The sequence below is a fragment of the Shimwellia blattae DSM 4481 = NBRC 105725 genome (assembly GCF_000262305.1).
In the GTDB taxonomy this organism is placed as follows: Bacteria; Pseudomonadota; Gammaproteobacteria; order Enterobacterales; family Enterobacteriaceae; genus Shimwellia; species Shimwellia blattae.
This window is the reverse complement of the sequence record NC_017910.1, coordinates 1349271-1366848: the sequence shown is the minus strand read 5'-3', so window position 1 is coordinate 1366848 and position 17578 is coordinate 1349271. Positions and strand designations below refer to the sequence as shown.

At 56.8% G+C, this 17578-nt stretch carries 12 protein-coding genes; 5 read left to right on the top strand and 7 right to left on the bottom strand.

The genetic code is table 11. The features are described 5' to 3' along the window. Nucleotide 1: 1 nt before the first annotated feature. Together EBL_RS06310 and hprR are read right to left on the bottom strand one after the other, a co-directional pair. Nucleotides 2-1342, bottom strand: a complete 1341-nt coding sequence (locus EBL_RS06310; protein WP_002439828.1) for a heavy metal sensor histidine kinase — start codon at nucleotides 1340-1342, stop codon at nucleotides 2-4. A 2-nt stretch (nucleotides 1343-1344) separates the two neighbouring features. Next, a complete protein-coding gene (gene hprR / locus EBL_RS06305) occupies nucleotides 1345-2010 on the bottom strand; it encodes a response regulator transcription factor HprR (RefSeq protein WP_002439827.1) in 666 nt (221 codons plus the stop codon). Between the two features lie 135 nt (nucleotides 2011-2145). On the opposite strand from hprR, the gene hiuH reads away from it, so the two are divergent. Both hiuH and EBL_RS06295 read left to right on the top strand, forming a co-directional pair. Next, a complete protein-coding gene (gene hiuH / locus EBL_RS06300; RefSeq protein ID WP_002439826.1) occupies nucleotides 2146-2559 on the top strand; it encodes a hydroxyisourate hydrolase in 414 nt (137 codons plus the stop codon). 102 nt (nucleotides 2560-2661) lie between these two features. Further along, nucleotides 2662-3144 carry a GlcG/HbpS family heme-binding protein gene (locus EBL_RS06295; RefSeq protein WP_002439825.1) on the top strand — a complete coding sequence of 161 codons (483 nt, stop codon included), beginning with the start codon at nucleotides 2662-2664 and terminating at the stop codon, nucleotides 3142-3144. A gap of 54 nt (nucleotides 3145-3198) precedes the next feature. On the opposite strand, the gene ada is transcribed toward EBL_RS06295, so the two are convergent. The 3 genes from ada to EBL_RS06280 form a co-directional block, all read right to left on the bottom strand. Further along, on the bottom strand, nucleotides 3199-4284 hold the full coding sequence (gene ada, locus EBL_RS06290; RefSeq protein ID WP_002439824.1) for a bifunctional DNA-binding transcriptional regulator/O6-methylguanine-DNA methyltransferase Ada: 1086 nt from the start codon (nucleotides 4282-4284) through the stop codon (nucleotides 3199-3201). 71 nt (nucleotides 4285-4355) lie between these two features. Continuing rightward, complete coding sequence (gene apbE, locus EBL_RS06285) at nucleotides 4356-5408, bottom strand: FAD:protein FMN transferase ApbE (protein ID WP_002439823.1); 1053 nt, start codon at nucleotides 5406-5408, stop codon at nucleotides 4356-4358. 138 nt (nucleotides 5409-5546) lie between these two features. Further along, nucleotides 5547-6644, bottom strand: coding sequence for a porin OmpC (locus EBL_RS06280; RefSeq protein ID WP_002439822.1), 1098 nt, complete (start codon nucleotides 6642-6644; stop codon nucleotides 5547-5549). Nucleotides 6645-7418: 774 nt separating this feature from the next. On the opposite strand from EBL_RS06280, the gene rcsD reads away from it, so the two are divergent. Both rcsD and rcsB read left to right on the top strand, forming a co-directional pair. Then, nucleotides 7419-10082 carry a phosphotransferase RcsD gene (gene rcsD, locus EBL_RS06275; RefSeq protein ID WP_002439821.1) on the top strand — a complete coding sequence of 888 codons (2664 nt, stop codon included), beginning with the start codon at nucleotides 7419-7421 and terminating at the stop codon, nucleotides 10080-10082. Nucleotides 10083-10098: 16 nt separating this feature from the next. Beyond that, nucleotides 10099-10749 (top strand): response regulator transcription factor RcsB, encoded by a 651-nt coding sequence (gene rcsB, locus EBL_RS06270; protein WP_002439820.1) that lies wholly within the window; start codon nucleotides 10099-10101, stop codon nucleotides 10747-10749. Between the two features lie 35 nt (nucleotides 10750-10784). Here the strand turns inward: rcsB and rcsC are convergent, their stop codons facing one another. Together rcsC and gyrA are read right to left on the bottom strand one after the other, a co-directional pair. Next, the gene (gene rcsC, locus EBL_RS06265) at nucleotides 10785-13634 is read right to left on the bottom strand and encodes a two-component system sensor histidine kinase RcsC (protein WP_002439819.1); all 2850 of its coding nucleotides are present in this window, start codon (nucleotides 13632-13634) and stop codon (nucleotides 10785-10787) included. 172 nt (nucleotides 13635-13806) lie between these two features. Continuing rightward, nucleotides 13807-16443: a DNA topoisomerase (ATP-hydrolyzing) subunit A gene (gene gyrA, locus EBL_RS06260; RefSeq protein WP_002439818.1), complete on the bottom strand. Its 2637-nt coding sequence runs from the start codon at nucleotides 16441-16443 to the stop codon at nucleotides 13807-13809. A gap of 249 nt (nucleotides 16444-16692) precedes the next feature. Here gyrA and ubiG point away from each other — a divergent pair, with 249 nt between their 5' ends. Beyond that, nucleotides 16693-17427, top strand: coding sequence for a bifunctional 2-polyprenyl-6-hydroxyphenol methylase/3-demethylubiquinol 3-O-methyltransferase UbiG (ubiG, locus tag EBL_RS06255; RefSeq protein ID WP_002439817.1), 735 nt, complete (start codon nucleotides 16693-16695; stop codon nucleotides 17425-17427). Nucleotides 17428-17578 lie beyond the last annotated feature (151 nt).

Here is a 17578-nt window from a genome sequence, read left to right as displayed (position 1 = left end):
GCTATGGCTGGCTGAAACGGATAAAAAAGATGTTGCTCCCCCGCTGGTGCCGGTAACCGGCCTCGCCCCCGTGCAGCGCGGCAATCGCACTCACCAGCGCCAGACCCAGCCCGCTCCCCGGTGTGTGGCGGGCATCCTCCCCGCGCCAGAAGCGCTGAAACAGCCGGTCTGGCCGGGCCAGCGGCGGCCCGGGGTTTGCCACCTCAATGGTCAGCGAGCCGGGCCGGGCAAGTGCCGTAATATGAACCGCGCTGCCCGCCGGGGCGTGGCGTATGCCGTTGGTCAGTAAATTGATAACCGCCCGCTGAAACAGCAGTTTATCGGCATTCAGCTGCCCCCCGGCCTGCACCCTGAGCGCCAGCTGTTTTTCTTCCGCCAGCGGGGCCAGAAAGGCGCAGATATCTGCCAGCAGCTCGCCGGGCGCAAAGGTCTGGCGCTCCAGGCCGACATTCCGGTGCTCTGCCCGGGCAAGAAACAGCAGGCTGTCTGTCAGCCGGGTCAGCCCTTCCAGCTCTTCTATATTATCTTCGATCAGGCGCTGGTAATCCGCCACTGTACGCGGCTTGCTGAGCATCACCTGATTCTGCCCCAGCAGCACACTCACCGGGGTGCGCATTTCGTGGGCTAAATCATCACAAAACTGGGTCAGGCGGGTGAAATCTTCCGCAAGCCTTGCGCGCATCCGGTTCAGCGCCGCCGCCAGCGGCAGTAGCTCCTCGGGTAGACGCTCTGCCGCCAGCGGCTGCCCGAGCTGCGCGCTGCTGATGGTTTCGGTCATCCGGCTCAGTACCCGGATGGCCCGCAACCCGCGGCGGATCAACAGCGGGCTTATCACCAGGCACAGCACGATTGCCCCGGCGCACACTACCAGGCTCAGGCGGTGATAGCTGGCCAGCATCTCTCCCCGGGTGCGGGCCACCCGCGCCACGGTCAGCAGCACTGGCATCTCCCCGGCGCGGCTGGCAATACGCAGCAGGCTGATATCAACACCGTCGCGGTCTGTCAGGTGGTTGATTTTCCCGGCATCAAACGCCCGGCGGGAGAACGACTCCGGCAGCACCACCCCGGTACGGTTCATTACAATCGCCTCTCCCCGGGCGGGCTGAATCACCAGAATATCCTGGGCGGTGTCCATCATCCGGTCAAAATAGCGCGGCAGGGTTTGTGCCGGTGCCCCGTCGCGCAGCAGCTGGTCGATTTGCTCTGCCCGGTTGCTCAGGGTCTGCTCATCACGCAGGATCAGCGCCCGCTGCAGCCCGTGATACAGCGTGGCGACCACAGCGCCGCAGGTCAGCGCCATCAGCACCACCATGCTGAGCGTAATCCGCTGAACCAGTGACATGGTCAGGAGACCGCCAGCCGGTATCCCATGCCGCGCACGGTGGTGATCAGTTTCTGGCTGAAGGGATCGTCAACTTTGCGACGCAGGCGGCGGATTGCCACATCCACGGTGTTGGTGTCGCTGTCAAAATTAATCCCCCACACCTCACTGGCGATCAGCGTCCGGGGGACGATTTCATCTGCCCGGCAGGCCAGCAGCCACAGTAGCGCAAACTCCCGGCGGGTCAGCGCGATGGGCTGGCCCTGGCGTAGTACCGTCTGGTGGAGCGAGTTGATGGTCAGATCCGCCAGCATAATGCAGGGGCCGGCCTGGGGGTGCTGGCGTAGCTGGTTACGCACCCGGGCCAGCAGCTCCGCAAAAGCAAACGGCTTAACCAGATAATCATTGGCCCCGGATTCCAGCCCGCGCACCCGGTCGGCAACCGCGTCTCTGGCGGTCAGGCAAATGACCGGCGTATCGCGCAGCGGGCGTAATGCCTCCAGCACCTGCCAGCCGTCCATGCCCGGTAGCATAATATCCAGGATAATAAGACCGTAGTTGTGTTCAAGGGCCAGATATAAACCGTCGCGACCATCCCGGGCAATATCGACAATATATCCCGCTTCGGTTAAGCCTTTACTTATCCAGTCGCAATTTCTCTTATTATCTTCAATAACCAATATTTTCATGTTCACACCGGCCTCTGAAATTATCTTATTTCGTCAGTGTCGTTGCTTACCTGACAAATTTGTAATGATTTTGTCAGGTGAAATATCACGGTAATGAGATATAACACAGCCGTTAACAACACAGGAGAAATGGACATGACAAAGTATTTAGCCCCTTCGTTATTCGCACTGGTAATGACCGCATCGGCGGGCGCCTTTGCCGCCGGGCAGAACCCGCTCAGCGTGCATATTCTCAACCAGCAAACCGGCACCCCGGCGGCGGGCGTGAGCGTTGTTCTTGAGAAAAAACAGGGTGATAGCTGGGAAAAGATCAATACCGCCACAACCGACGATGACGGCAGAATCAAAGCTTTATGGCCGGAAAAACCGGCGGTGACCGTGGGCGACTACCGGGTCGTGTTTAAAACCGGCAGTTACTTCAGCGCCCAAAAGCTGGACAGCTTCTTCCCGGAAATTCCGGTGGAGTTCCATATTAATAAACCAGATGAACACTACCATGTTCCGTTATTACTGAGCCAGTATGGCTATGCCACTTACCGGGGAAGTTAATTTCGGGATCCTGTAATACATTTAGCGTGCCGGGGCGCGGCTCATATTTGGTCCACTCCGGCATGCTAAATACTTATGGCTCGCAGCCTGATGGAAAATACAATGAAATATCCGCTCTCATTATTATTTTTATGCCTGTTACCGGGTATCGCGACGGCGGTAACCCCCTCCACAACACACGATATGAATATTGAGCTGGCAACAAGCCTTGCGAAAGAGACCCTGGAGCAGTGCCGCAAACTGGGTAAAAACGGGGTGGTCGCGGTGGTTGATCGCGGCGGCAACCCGGTGGTTATTCTGCGTGGCGACAATGTTGGCCCCCACAATACCCAGGCCGCCCAGCGCAAAGCCTATACGGCGCTCTCAACCAAAACCGCCACCCTGCAACTGGCAAAAAATGCCCGGGCCACCCCGGACACCACTAACCTGAACACGGTCGGGGATCTGCTGCTGCTCGGCGGCGGTGTGCCGGTCAGCTACCAGCAGCAGGTGATTGGTGCCCTCGGCGTTGCCGGTATGGGCGGGCCGGAGTTTGATGAAAAATGTGCCCTGCAGGCCATTGCCACGGTTCTGCCCGCCCGCTGATCTTACCCGAAGTGCTCTTTACCTGACTGCTGGATGTCTTATTGTGCGCCGCTTTTACGGCGCATTTTTTTGACGACTTTCCTGTGCCTCACGCGCCAGTAGCTGGTGTTTTAGCTCGCTTCCCCAGCGATACCCCGAGAGCGCACCGTTAGCGCGCACCACCCGGTGGCAGGGAATAACCAGCGCCAGCCGGTTTGCCGCACAGGCGCCAGCCACTGCCCGCACCGCACGGGGGCGGCCAATTTTTCGGGCAATGTCCTGATAACTGGCGGTCTCGCCTGCCGGGATCGTCTGCAATGCCTGCCAGACCTGTAGCTGAAATGCGCTGCCCTGCACATCAAGGGGCAGCGGGAAATCCGCGCGCTGGCGCGCCGTAAACGCCAGGATCTCTGCCAGCCGGGTTGCCAGCGGCCCCTGCGGATCCGCCGGTTGCAGCACCGCCCGGGGGAACTGGGCCACCAGTTGCTGGTACAGCTGTGTCTGGTCTTCTCCCGGGAAAAGCGCGCACACGCCCCGTTTTGTGGCGGCCACCAGAATCTCCCCAAGCACTGAGTGGCCGAAGGCATACTCAATCTGTTGTGCGGCCCCCTGCTGCCGGTAGTGACGGCCGGTCATCCCCAGGGCGCTGTTTGCCTGCTGGTAGTAGCCGCTGGCCGAACCAAACCCCGCCTGGTAGATTGCCCGGGTCACCGGCTCCCCCTGGCGGAGCGCTTCCCGCAGGCGCCCGGCGCGCCGGGCGCGATACCAGCCGTGGGGGGTCAGCCCGGTTATCTGTTTAAACAGGCGCTGAAAGTGTGCCTGGCTCATGGCGCATTCCGCCGCCAGGGCGGCAACCGTCAGGGGCTGCTCGCTGTGGTCCAGCCGCTCACAGGCCCGGGCTATCTGGGCCGCCTGTTGCTGCTGGCGGCTCTCCCCTGCGGGGTTGCAGCGCTTACAGGGGCGAAAACCCGCAGCCAGTGCGGATGCGGCATCGGCAAAAAAGCGCATATTGTGTGGCAGCGGGTGGCGGGAGCGGCACGACGGGCGGCAGAAAATACCGGTGGTGATGACCGCAAAAACAAACTGGCCATCCGCCTTGCTGTCCCGCTGCATCACCGCCTCCCGGCGGGCCTGTTCAGTGCTGTATAAAGTGGCGTTCATCGCTGTGCTCCTGAGAAGTTCAGGAACACGGTGCCACAACCGGCTGGTGAAAACGCCCGTGATCCTGCTTTTTAATTCTGTCCGCTCAGTAAAAAGGTTTTAAACTGCGGCGACATCCAGACCGCGAACCCCTGCTCCTGGCGGGTTATCATATAGACGGCCAGTTGCTGCTCCCGGGCGACCTGCTGCGCTTTTTCGGTACCAAGCACCATCAGACCAGTATCCCAGGCGTCTGCCTCCAGCGCGCTGGGTGCAATCACCGTGACCGACACCAGTTTATGCTGAATGGGCGCCCCGCTCACCGGATCGATAACGTGCGAAATACGTTTGCCATCCAGCTCATAATAGTTGCGATAGCTGCCGGAGGTGCTGATGCCGTGACCATTAAGATCAACCACCGCCTGTACGGCATTTTCCTGGTCGGTCGGCTTCTGAATAGCCACCCGCCAGGGGTTGCCCTCCCCGTTGGTTCCCCGGGTGACCACCGCCCCGCCAACCGATACCAGATAGCGGCTGACCCCTTCCCGCTCCATCAGGCGCGCCAGATGATCGGCGGCATACCCTTCCCCGACGGTCGAGAGATCCACATACAGCCCGGGAATATCTTTTTGCAGCCACTGCTGCCCGGCTTTATTGATCACCGTTAAATGTTTCAGGCCGGTTTGCGCTTTCGCCCGGGCTATCTGGCTGGCATCCGGCGTTTTTACCGGCTGTTTATCCGGCCCGAACCCCCACAGATTCACCAGTGGCCCCACGGTAATGTCCATTGCGCCGTAGGTTTTCGCCCCCACGCGCAGGGCTTCGGTCACAATATCGCTTAAGGCTTCATCTACCGGCCAGGGCGCGGTACTGCGCGACTGGTTAAAGCGCGACAGGGCGGAGTCCGGCTTCCAGGTGGACATCAGCTGGTCATCCCCGTCCAGCTGAGACTGGATCTTATGGCGCAGCGTCTCTGCCCGGGCACTGTCTACCCCGGCAAGGCTCGCCCGCCAGTAGGTGCCCATGGTTTTCCCCTCCAGCACCACTGAGGTGGTCTTTTCCTCTGGCGGGGCATTTTTTGTATCGCAACCGGTCAGGAGCAGTAACCCGGCAACCAGACCGGCCCGTATCAGCGTCAGTTCCATGTTGTATTATCCTCAAAAAACAGCCGGGCAAGCATATACGAAAATTGTCTGCCAGGCCGGGGGGATTATCAGGTTATTGCGGAAAAACAGATAAAAAAGGGGCCCTTTCAGGCCCCTTCTTTACGCTGTAGCAGCAAATCAGAACTGGTAAACCAGGCCCAGTGCTACGATATCGTCGGTAGAGATACCGGCTGCGCGGGTGAAGCTGTTTTTGTCCAGCAGGTTGATTTTGTAATCAACATAGGTGGACATGTTTTTGTTGAAGTAGTAGGTCGCGCCCACATCAACATATTTCAGGATATCTTCGTCGTTCCAGCCGTGACCCAGGTCCTTACCTTTAGACTGCAGGTAAGCCACAGACGGACGCAGACCGAAGTCGAACTGGTACTGAGCAACCACTTCGAAGTTCTGTGCTTTGTTCGCAAAGCCCAGGCTGCCGATGCGGGTTGCGTTATAAGTCTGGGTGTACTGTGCTGCCAGGTAGACGTTGTACGCGTCATATTTCAGGCCGCCGGTATAGGTGGTGGCTTTGTCGCCATTACCCATCAGGCGATCAACGTTCTGATCGTCAGTACGTTTGGAGCTGGCAACCGCAGCACCGGCGGAGAAGCCGTCGATGATGTCATAAGTGATAGCGCCGCCAAAGCCGTCGCCATTCTGCTTGCTCCACTTACGGCCGTTGTTAGTCGCGCCTTCGCCACTTACGCTGCCGTTTTTACCCTGGTACTGCAGGGCAACGTTCAGGCCGTCAACCAGGCCGAAGAAGTCAGTCACGCGGTAGGTCGCCAGACCATTACCACGCTGCTGCAGGAAGTTGTCAGAACCGTAAGTGTCGCCGCCGAATTCCGGCAGAACGTCGGTCCAGGAGGTCACGTCATAAACCACACCGTAGTTACGGCCGTAGTCAAAAGAGCCCGCGTCACCAAATTTCAGACCGGCGAAGCCCAGACGGGTCCATGCCTGGTCAGAGGTATCTTCAGTGTTGTTTGCCTGGAGGTTGTATTCCCACTGGCCGTAACCGGTCAGCTGATCGCTGATCTGAGTTTCACCTTTAAACCCGAGGCGGACATAAGACTGGTCGCCATCAGCACCGTCATCATCAGAGAAGTAGTGCAGACCAACAACTTTACCGTAGAGATCTAATTTATTTCCGTCTTTATTATAGATTTCTGCCGCATTCGCGGTGCCAGCAACCAGCAGAGCCGGTACCAACAGGGACAGGACTTTAACTTTCATGTTATACCCTCTGTTATATGCCTTTTTTATATATGCCACTGCGTACTGGTTACACCCTATAACCAGCCGGCGGATTTATTGTGTAAAACAACATCAGTGCAATCCAACTGGATTAGGATACTAAAACTTTTTAGTTGTTTCATGCAGCGCCGCAAATGTAACAAAATATGTATTTCAGGGAACTTTTAGCCGCACGCTTTGCCAAACATAACAGCACTATGCGTCAATAAAAAAATCATTTTCTATAACTTTCATAGTATTAACAAAAATCAAGCCAATCGCACCAAATGGTAAAACCCCGTTGGGTTTTTAGCCGTTTATGCGATCCCTGTCATCATTATCCTGGTTGATTCTGGTGATTTCATTACGTGATAACCACACTAAATGATTATTAGCCTGATATTCGCCACGCAACAACCCCGCCTGATAAATTACAAAAACAATAAAATCCAAAGAGTTATATTATCTATTTTCACAGGCCATCACCCGGGAATGGTTAATATTCAGCCTCCTCGCGTTATTATCAAGATTAAATTTTAATCGTTTCAGGGTATATTTTTTGAGCGATGTTCATTTCGCGCTAAATATAAGAAAAATTTATTTTCCGATGGCAACTATTTTTGTTTCGCCGTGTGATCTTTATCTCACGGAATTAATTACCGGTACGCTGCGGGGTTATCCGGGCCGGGAACGATGACGGGAAGGCTATTTACCGGTATGCTTAGCGGTCCACAGTGTGTCCAGGACCGCCATTAAACAGGTTACACAGCCATCATGAGCAAGGCAGACAGCAGCTTTTTCAGCAAGTTTTCTCTTATGCCGGGGAGTATCACCCGCTTTTTCCTGTTGCTGGTGATCATGCTGCTGATCGCCATGGGGGTTCTGGTACAAAGCGCGGTGACCGGGTGGCTGAAGAATAAAAGCTATCAGGTGGCAGACATCAGCCATCTGCTGGAAAAACGTATCGAAACCTGGCGCTACACCACCTGGCAGATTTACGACAATATCGCCGCAGCCCAGGGAAGTGACCAGAATAACGGGCTACAGGAGACCCGCCTGCGCCAGGATGTCTACTACCTGGAAAAACCGCGTCGCAAAACAGAAGCGCTGATTTTTGGCTCCCACGATAGTGACACCCTGGAAATGGCCCAGCGCATTTCAGGGTATCTGGACGCCCTGTGGGGGGCGGAAAACATCCCCTGGTCGATGTACTACCTGAACGGCCAGGATAACAGCATGATCATGATCTCCACCCTGCCGCTAAAAGACCTGACCGCCGGGTTTAAAGAGTCCGGCGTTGAGAATATGGTGGATTTACGGCGGGCCGAAATGCTGCAGCAGGCAAACGTGCTGGATGAACGGGAGAGTTTCTCTGCCCTGCGCCAGTCCAGCTGGCAGAACAGCTATTACTTTACCCTGCGCACCACTTTCAACCAGCCCGGCCACCTGGCCACCGTGGTCGCCTTTGATCTGCCAGTCAACGACCTGATAGCCCCGGATATGCCCCTTAACAGCATCCGCCTTGATCCGGTGGCCAGCGGCGAGCGGAAAAGCACCGGGAGCGTGACCGTCAGCTTTAATGGCACCCGGATAGATATCGCCTCGCCGGTGAACAACAGCCAGCTGCGCCTGGTCTGGCAGGTGCCCACCGGCATGTTGCTGAGCCAGTCGCTCCAGAGCATTGCCCTGCCCCTGCTGCTGAATATTCTGCTGCTGATGATGGCCATGTACGGTTATATCCGTTTTCGTCATCCCCAGGCCCGACCGGTGGCAACCCCGGTGGCCCCCGGCCAGGGCGAGCTTCAGACCCTGCGGGCGCTGAATGAAGAGATAGTCGCCCAGTTGCCCCTCGGGCTGCTGGTTCACGATCTGGACGCCAACCGCACCGTTATCAGTAATAAGATTGCCGATCACCTGCTGCCCCACCTGAACCTGCAAAATATCGCAAGCCTTGCGGATCAGCACCAGGGGGTGATTCAGGCCACCATCAATAATGAGCTCTATGAGATTCGCCAGTACCGCAGCCAGATAGCGCCGCGCACGCAAATTTTTGTTATTCGCGATCAGGACAAAGAAGTTCTGGTGAATAAAAAACTGAAGCAGGCCCAGCGCCTGTATGAGAAAAACCAGGCCGGGCGCGCCTCGTTTATGGAGCACATTGGCGAGGCGCTAAAAGCCCCGACCCTGCGTCTTGCCAACCAGGCCAGCCAGCTGTCTGGCGAAAGCGGCAGCGCACTGGTCAGCACGGCGGAAAATATCATCCGCCTGGTTCAGGAGATCCAGTTGCTCAACGCGCTGGAAGCCGACGCCTGGGAAGGCGAAGTTCAGCGCTTTACCCTGCAGGCGCTGGTTGATGAAGTGGTTCCGGAGGTATTACCGGCGATTCGCCGCAAAGGGTTGCAGTTGCTGGTGAATAACCATCTGGCGGCGGGGGCTGCGCGCCACGGCGATCGCGAGGCGCTGCGCACCATCCTGCTGATGCTTATCCACTACGCGCTGGTCACCACCCGGATTGGGAAAATCACTCTGGAGATCGACCAGGATGCCTCATCCCCCGAGCGCCTGACATTCCGCATTATCGACACCGGCAACGGTATCAATAACGACGAAATAGATAACCTGCACTTTCCGTTCTTCAGCCCCACCTCAAGCGACGAGCAGCAGCAGGCGAACGGCCTGACATTCTACCTGTGCAACCAGCTGGCACGTAAACTGGGGGGGCATCTGAATATTAAATCCCGGGATCAGCTGGGCACCCGCTACACCCTGCACGTAAACATGCCCGTAGAGGCGCCACAGGCCGAAGAAGAGACCGGCGATGAGCAGGAAAAACTGCTGGACGATGTTATCGCCATGGTGGATGTGACGGCAAACGAAGTGCGCCATATTGTCACCCGCCTGCTGGAAAGCTGGGGGGCGAGCTGCATCACGCCGGATGAACGGCTGGCAAGTCAAGAATTTGATGTTTTTTTAACAGATAATCCGTCTAATCTTACAGCCAGCGGTGTGCTTTTAAGCGATGATGAGCCCGGAATGCGCAAAATAGGTGAAGGGAAATTCTGCGCAAACTTTAATATAAGTTCTGCCGTTCAGGAAGCAGTGTTGCAGCTGATTGAAGCGCAACTCTCTGAGGATATTCAGGTAGAAACGGTATCCGGTAGCGACGAAAGTACACAACTTCATGCCAGCGGGTATTACGCTCTGTTTGCCGATACGGTACCGGAGGATGTCGGGAGGCTGTATAATGAAGCAGCGAGTAGCGATCATGCTGCCCTGGCACAAACCGCACATCGTCTGAAAGGGGTATTTGCAATGTTAAACCTGCACCCTGGTAAACAGTTATGTGAAACGCTGGAGCAGCACATCCGCGAGAAAGATGCTCCGGCCATAGAAAAATACATCAGCGACATTGACGGTTATGTCAAACGCTTGCTATAGCAAGGTAGCCTATAACATGAACAATATGAACGTAATTATTGCCGATGATCATCCGATTGTTTTATTCGGCATTCGTAAATCACTAGAACAAATCGAGTGGGTTAACGTCGTCGGTGAGTTCGAAGATTCCACTGCGCTCATCAATAACCTTCCCAAACTTGACGCCCATGTACTGATTACCGATCTCTCCATGCCAGGGGACAAATACGGCGACGGTATTACGCTTATCAAATACATCAAGCGCCACTTCCCGGATATCTCAATCATTGTTCTGACCATGAACAATAACCCGGCCATCCTCAGCGCGGTGCTGGAGCTGGACATCGAAGGGATCGTTCTGAAACAGGGGGCGCCGACCGATCTGCCTAAAGCGCTGGCGGCACTGCAAAAAGGGAAAAAGTTCACCCCGGAAAGCGTTTCGCGCCTGCTGGAGAAAATCAGCGCCGGTGGCTATGGCGACAAGCGCCTGTCACCAAAAGAGAGCGAAGTGCTGCGCCTGTTTGCCGAAGGCTTCCTGGTCACCGAGATTGCCCGCAAACTGAACCGCAGTATTAAGACCATCAGTAGCCAGAAAAAATCGGCCATGATGAAGCTGGGTGTGGATAACGACATCGCCCTGCTGAACTACCTCTCCTCGGTCAGCCTTCCGGCCTCCGACAAAGAGTAATCCTCACCAGGTGCCCCACCCGGGGCACCTGCGCACTAGCTTTCCCGCCCCTTACGCACCTGTGCGGCAAACGCGCTCAGGGTCTTTTTGATAACATCCAGGGTTACCGGCTTCGACAGGCAACTGTCCATCCCCGAGGCCAGACAACGCTGGCGCTCTTCTGCCAGCGCGTTGGCGGTCACCCCGATAACCGGCAGGGTCAGCCCCAGCTGGCGGATGCGCTGGGTCAGGCGATAGCCGTCCATATTCGGCATGTTGACATCGCTAAGCACAATATCGATATGGTTTTTACTCAGCACATTCAGGGCATCAACCCCGTCCTGGGCAGTCTTACACTGATACCCGAGAGAGCCCAGCTGATCCGCCAGCAAACGGCGGTTGATCGGGTGGTCATCCACCACCAGAATCATCATATCGTCGTTGCACTCCGGCGCGTTCACCACCGCCGGTAGCTCCGCCTCCCCGCTGGTGGAGGGCACATCCACCCGGTACATCCGCCCCAGCAGGCTCATCACATCATGCGCCAGCGCCAGGCTGTGCAGCCACACACCCGGGGACTGCGCCACCGGGGCACCAATGTGGCGACGGCAGAAAACAATCACCCCCAGACCGCCCCACGCCTCAGGCGCCTGGCGATCGGTTATCAGCACCTCGTCATTGCCCGGCTGCGGTGCCGCCTCCTCAGTCACCTGGCTATAGCGCATCCCGCTCAGGGTCAGCAGCCGCCCCAGTGCCTCGCGCAGGGCGCCATTGTGGATATCCAGCCAGCAGTGTTTGCCCTGCAACCCGGCAATAGGCTCGGCCGCAGAGAGTTGGGCCTGCCACAGCGGAATACGGATGGTAAACTGGCTGCCCATGCCGGGCTCGCTCTCCACGGCAATATCGCCGTCCATCATATTGATAAGTTTCTCGCAGATAGCCAGCCCCAGCCCGGTGCCCTGGAAATTACGCTGCACACCGGTCCCCACCTGGAAGAACGGATCAAACAGGCGCAGCACTTCTTTGTCCGGGATCCCGACCCCCGTATCCCGCACCCCGAATGTCAGATAGCCGTCGACCACGGACACCCGCAGGATAATACAGCCTACGTCGGTAAATTTAATCGCGTTGCTCAGCAGGTTGGAGATAACCTGCTGTAAGCGCATCGGGTCCCCTTCCAGCTGCAGCGGGACCTCCGGATCAATAAAGCAGTACATGGCCAGCTGTTTGCGCACCACCAGCGGGTGGTAGTTCGCCACAATATGGTTCATGACCTCCCGGGGGGAGAACGGCCGCGGCTCGATTTTTAACTGCTCGGACTCTATTTTCGAGAAGTCGAGAATATCGCTGATAATTTTCAGCAGCAGGCTCGACGAGTTATTCATCGCCGTGACCAGGCGATCCACCCCTTTGGGCAGCGCTTTTGTCTGTAGCAGATCAAGGTTGCCGATAATACCGTACAGCGGCGTGCGCAGCTCATGGCTGACGGTTGCCAGGAACATGGATTTGGACTGGCTGGCCTGCTCTGCCGCCTGGGCCATATCCTGGAGGGACTCTTCCATTTTGACGCGGGCGCTGACATCCACCAGCACGCAAATCGCCACGTTCTCATTACGGTAGCGGGAGTGGACAAAGCTGATTTGCAGGTTGGTGTTGTTGCTGGTCAGCACATCCACAAAATTCACCTGCTGGCCGCTGATTATCTGGGTCAGGCGCTGGCGATCCTCATGGGTCAGCATACTTAAGTAGTTGTGGGCCAGCTCATTACTGAGGATATTGGTGCCGTCCTGGGTGCGTAAAATGCAGATCCCCACCGGGGCAGACGCCACAATTTTACGGTTGAACTGCTCATGCTCTTCCAGGCGCTGGGCGTCATTTTCGGCGGGCAGGAAAATCCGCTTTTCATACATCCGGCACAGGGTGAACAGCACCCCGGCGGCGAGAATATTCAGCAGCAGGCCGTTGATAATCAGCACCCGCAGCTGCTCCAGCAGTACGCTGACCGGCACTGAATAGACCACCGTCAGCGATGACGGCGGCAGGTTTTTGTGCAGCACCAGATTGCGGTAACCGTCCGTATAGCCAAAGCGCAGGCTGTCACTCTCCCACAGGGTCTCCTGGCGCAGCGATTCGGCGTTCTTTTCGGTAGAGAGCAGCGGACGGCCATTTTCATCCAGCAGGGTGACCTGAACCGGTAATACACCCGGGGTGTAGAGGCTTTCCAGCCGCAGGGTCTGCTCCACGCCGAGGAATCCCTGGCGCTGATCACTCTGGTAAACAGGCGCCAGGGAGTAAAAATAGCCCACACCCGGGCGCGGGCCGGGGCTTATCCAGTAAATATTGTTGTTAAGATCCGGCGCCGAACTGCCCCCCCGGGCAATACGCTCATACAGCGCTTTGATGGCTTTTTCCCGGTCCAGGGGCAGGTTACGCAGCCCGAAATCCGCAATACACCGGTTATCATCCCCTATCATAAAGACCCGGTTCAGATCATAACTGGCGGCGTAATTATCCCGCCAGTAGCGCAAAAACAGGGCCAGCGACTGTAGCGGTGTCTGCCATTTTTCTGCGGCGGTTGAGCAATCCGCATCGTTAAGTAGCGGGTTAAAATCCGGCAGGTCCAGCTGGCTGCCGTTCAGGGCCAGGGTGTTGCCTGTGGCCTCATTACGGTTATCCGCCACATACTGCAGCTCTTTGAGCACATCGGTTGTGCGCTGGATATAGCGCTGGGCCTGGTCAAAATTCAGGTTAAATGCCTGGTGTATCCCGGCTTCTTTCTCATGCAGCGCCCGGGTAATAAACAGCGCGGTGAAGATGGCAATCAGTAACCAGATCGTCAGCGCCAGCGCCCGGAATAAATAGCGGGAGACTTTGAGGGTGGAGCGGAAAGAGACGAAATATTTCAAGGTAGTACCGCAGGCAGTGAGGAATTTAGCGCAATAGCGATAAGGTAACGGTAAATGGCCCCTGTCGCAATGGCAAAAGAACGCTCATCGCGCCGGGCTCTGGCCTGTACGCCAGACCACAAGCCAAAAAAAGGGCCGGATAACCGGCCCTCTGTATACAGCGTAAATCGGATTATTCGTCCGTTTCGTCCGCAACATCGTCGTCGCCGTCCACTTCCGGGGCGATATCCTCCTCCCCTTCGGCAACGCTACCGTCGATGCTGTCCAGCTCTTCGTCGTCTACCGGCTCGGCCACGCGCTGCAGACCCACCACGTGCTCATCTTCCGCAGTACGGATAAGAATCACACCCTGGGTGTTACGGCCCACAATGCTCACCTCAGAAACCCGGGTGCGCACCAGCGTGCCCGCGTCGGTAATCATCATTATCTGGTCGGCGTCATCAACCTGTACCGCCCCGACAACATTCCCGTTGCGCTCGGTCACCTTAATGGAGATAACCCCCTGGGTGGCGCGGGATTTGGTGGGGTATTCCTGGGCCGCAGTACGTTTACCGTAACCGTTCTGGGTCACCGTCAGAATTGAGCCTTCACCACGCGGAATAATCAGCGATACCACGCTGTCGCCATCGGCCAGCTTAATACCGCGCACCCCGGTGGCGGTACGACCCATGGCACGCACGGCGTCCTCTTTAAAGCGCACCACTTTACCGGCGGCAGAGAACAGCATGACCTCGTCAGAGCCACAGGTCAGATCCACGCCGATAAGCTCATCGCCCTCGTTCAGGTTAACCGCGATAATCCCCGCAGAGCGCGGACGGCTGAACTCGGTAAGCGCGGTTTTCTTCACGGTGCCGCTGGCGGTCGCCATAAAGACGTTCACGCCTTCTTCGTATTCGCGTACCGGCAGAATGGCGGTAATGCGTTCGTCCTGCTCCAGCGGCAGCAGGTTGACAATCGGACGCCCACGGGCGCCACGGCTGGCTTCCGGCAGCTGGTAAACTTTCATCCAGTACAGACGCCCGCGGCTGGAGAAGCACAGGATCGTATCGTGGGTGTTTGCCACCAGCAGACGGTCGATAAAGTCTTCTTCTTTAATGCGGGCAGCCGATTTACCCTTACCACCACGGCGCTGGGCTTCATAATCAGACAGCGGCTGGTATTTGACATACCCCTGGTGAGACAGGGTCACCACCACATCTTCCTGATTAATCAGATCTTCGATATTAATATCGGCGCTGTTGGCTGTAATTTCGGTGCGGCGCACATCGCCGAACTGATCGCGAATCAGCACCAGCTCTTCGCGGATAACTTCCATCAGGCGCTCAGCGCTGCCGAGGATATGCAGCAGTTCCGCAATCTGGAGCAGCAGCTCTTTGTATTCATCAAGCAGCTTTTCATGCTCAAGGCCGGTCAGCTTCTGCAGGCGCAGATCAAGGATAGCCTGAGCCTGCTGCTCGGTCAGATAATACTGACCGTCGCGGATACCGTACTGGGGCTCCAGCCATTCCGGGCGGGCCGCGTCGTCACCGGCGCTTTCCAGCATGGCCGCCACATTACCCAGATCCCACGGGCGGGCAACCAGCCCGGCTTTGGCTTCTGCCGGGGTCGGCGCGTTGCGGATAAGCTCGATAATCGGGTCGATATTGGCCAGCGCAACGGCCAGGGCTTCAAGGATGTGCGCCCGGTCCCGGGCTTTGCGCAGTTCGAAGATAGTACGGCGGGTCACCACTTCACGGCGGTGGCGCACGAACGCTTCGATAATTTCTTTAAGATTGAGGATCTTCGGCTGGCCGTGATACAGGGCCACCATATTGATACCGAAGGAAACCTGCATCTGGGTCTGGGAGTACAGGTTATTGAGCACCACTTCGCCTACTGCGTCGCGTTTAATCTCAATAACAATGCGCATCCCGTCTTTGTCAGACTCATCGCGCAGGGCGCTGATGCCCTCAACGCGCTTGTCTTTCACCAGCTCGGCGATTTTTTCGATCAGGCGCGCTTTGTTCACCTGATACGGAATTTCATGCACGATGATCGTTTCGCGGCCGGTTTTGGCGTCGGTTTCCACTTCCGCGCGGGCGCGGATATAGATTTTGCCGCGACCAGTCCGGTAAGCCTCTTCAATACCACGGCGGCCATTAATAATGGCGGCGGTCGGGAAGTCTGGCCCCGGGATGTGCTCCATCAGCCCTTCGATGCTGATGGACTCATCATCGATATAGGCCAGGCACCCGTTGATCACTTCGCTCAGGTTGTGGGGCGGAATATTGGTCGCCATACCCACCGCGATACCGGAAGAGCCGTTAACCAGCAGGTTAGGGATCTTGGTTGGCATAACGTCGGGGATTTTTTCCGTGCCGTCGTAGTTGTCAACGAAGTCTACGGTCTCTTTTTCCAGATCGGCCATCAGCTCATGGGCAATCTTCGCCATACGGATTTCCGTATAACGCATTGCTGCCGCGGAGTCACCGTCAATGGAACCAAAGTTACCCTGGCCATCTACCAGCATGTAGCGCAGAGAAAAAGGCTGCGCCATACGCACAATGGTATCGTAAACGGCGGAATCACCATGGGGGTGGTATTTACCGATGACGTCGCCAACGACACGGGCGGATTTTTTGTAGGCTTTGTTCCAGTCGTTGCCCAACACGTTCATGGCGTATAATACGCGACGGTGTACCGGTTTCAGTCCATCTCGGACATCTGGCAATGCACGGCCGACAATAACCGACATAGCATAATCCAGATACGAGCTTTTCAGCTCTTCCTCAATGTTGACCGGTGTTATTTCTCTGGCAAGGTCGCTCATGTAACCGCTATCCCTCTATAGTGTCCCGGATTCAAAGGTCGCAAATTATAACACAACCGCCAAAGGAGCGGTAAACCTGATAGCGTTTCCCGGCCCCTTTCTCCGCGCTTTTTCCCGGTGTTGTCCACAACGGGCGATAACCCGCGCGCGGCAGGTGCAATCGCGCCCACAATGTTGCAACATAGTGCCGGTATACCCATCAGCAACAGTGTCCGTCCCACGGCCATGAATCAAGGAGCACTATCCCGAATGAACACCGAGCATCCGCAGACCCCGCAAAACGTTGACCAGGCCGAAATTGCCAAATTTGAAGCCGTGGCATCGCGCTGGTGGGATATGGAAGGTGAATTCAAACCGTTACACCGTATCAACCCTTTGCGCCTGGGCTATATCAACAGCCGCAGCGGCGGGTTATTCGGCAAAAAAGTCCTCGATGTGGGCTGCGGCGGGGGCATCCTGGCTGAGAGCATGGCCCGGGAAGGGGCGAATGTGACCGGGCTGGATATGGGGGCGGAGCCGCTGCTGGTCGCCCGCCTGCACGCGCTGGAAAGCGGCATGGCGGTTGAATATATCCAGCAGACAGTCGAAGAGCACGCCGCACAGCACAGCGGCGAGTATGACGTGGTGACCTGTATGGAGATGCTGGAGCATGTGCCCGATCCCGCCTCGGTGGTCCGCGCCTGCGCCAGGCTGGTAAAACCCGGCGGCCATGTCTTTTTCTCGACCATTAACCGCAACGGCAAAGCCTGGCTGATGGCCGTGGTCGGCGCGGAGTATGTGCTGCGCATGGTGCCCAAAGGCACCCACGATATTAAAAAGTTTATTAAACCAGCCGAGCTGCTGGGCTGGGTAGACGCCACCGGCCAGTTGCAGGAGCGCCACATCACCGGCCTGCATTACAACCCGCTGACCGACCATTTCAGCCTCGGCCCCGGGGTGGACGTTAACTATATGTTGCACACACAGCACAAAATGCCCGCGTGAGGTACGACCTCTGTCCTGAAAATTGCGCGACATCAAGTCGCGCTTTTCACCATGTCGTTGAAGAAATCAGCACTCGATCAATTTTCATAAAAAAATTCCCTCTTATTGACTTTCCTCCAGCCCTTACGGGATGCGGACTTACTCTTTTTTT